The 1,100-nt window shown below is 40.9% G+C and carries 2 protein-coding genes; both read right to left on the bottom strand.

What is annotated here, in order from left to right; all coding sequences use genetic code 11:
* Positions 1 to 413 (bottom strand): hypothetical protein (locus tag KDK17_RS11020; protein ID WP_257288093.1); only part of this gene is annotated, 413 nt, incomplete at its 3' end.
* A gap of 85 nt (positions 414 to 498) precedes the next feature.
* Positions 499 to 1,100 (bottom strand): RING-HC finger protein (locus tag KDK17_RS11025; RefSeq protein WP_257288094.1); only part of this gene is annotated, 602 nt, incomplete at its 5' end.

Genomic DNA, 1,100 nt, shown 5'->3' on the forward strand with positions numbered 1-1,100 from the left:
GTATTGATCTTATTTATATTTATAGTGAATAGATGATATATTAGTCTTAGTACTCTTTGAATGCGAACTATCTGACTTTGTTCATCCATGTTCACATAATTATAATAAAAGCTGATCAAACGTTTAAAGTCTTGGTCATCAACCTCGTAATTTTCACAGATTTCCAGTCGCTCATCCCCGGAAACATCGTCAGAGGCCAAATTAATCCTGACAAAGCCAATATGGATGTTTTCAAGTGGGTTCATAGCGGGTTGGCCTGTAAACCTTTGTTTTATTTTTGAAGGCGGCTTCCAGTTTGTCTTGAGATACTCGCGCAATTCTTCAAGATCATAGGCGTCGTTTGCTAGTCCATTTTGATAAAAAAGCAAAAACATTAAAACAAAAAGCATCTTAAAGGAATGGCCTAAGCTCATACTTTCACCTGAATTCGTTAAAACAACTAAACTACTACATCAAGCAAACACAGCACCGTGCAATACTATTGCACTGCACGCACATTCAATGAAAAGACGTATCAATAACCTTCTTGTATGATTTCGATTTTATTCGACAAAAGGGACACCCGCTCTGCTCATGTGTAATTCGCTCAGCGCAAATCTCACAAAAACCTGCGTGTTCACAATTTTCGAACGTCATCATTTCTGTCATTGCTCCACAGCAAATTGAACATCGTTTAGTTTCTCCTGAGGCACCTCCAACTGCATCCATTCCCTCCATTGCAGACTGGCTTGCTAGTGGCCGTTGTAGTTGGGCTACCAGGTCACTTTGTTCGTGAATGGCTGTTGACTGATTTTGACGATCAGCATGCAGCTCCTCCCCAGAAGCCTCACTGCCTGAATCCCGAGAATAATCCGTTAGAGTGTTCAGACTTTCTGACGATAATGCAGGCGACGGAGCGGGTTTAATACCCAAAATGCTGTTTGTAAACTCCTGCATGCCATCCACACTATACATAGCGGGTAATACAGGGCATGTGCTGCAGAGTTTGGCCATATTGAAGTTGATAATGCACGAAAGCTCGTACGGTAAGTATGTTTGCAACAAAGTTTCCAATGTCTCTGGCCATTCCTTTAAGATGCTTTTTGTTTTAATGTTTTTGC

Origin of the sequence: Endozoicomonas sp. SESOKO2 (assembly GCF_024606245.1) — a bacterium.
Lineage (GTDB): Bacteria > Pseudomonadota > Gammaproteobacteria > Pseudomonadales > Endozoicomonadaceae > Endozoicomonas_A.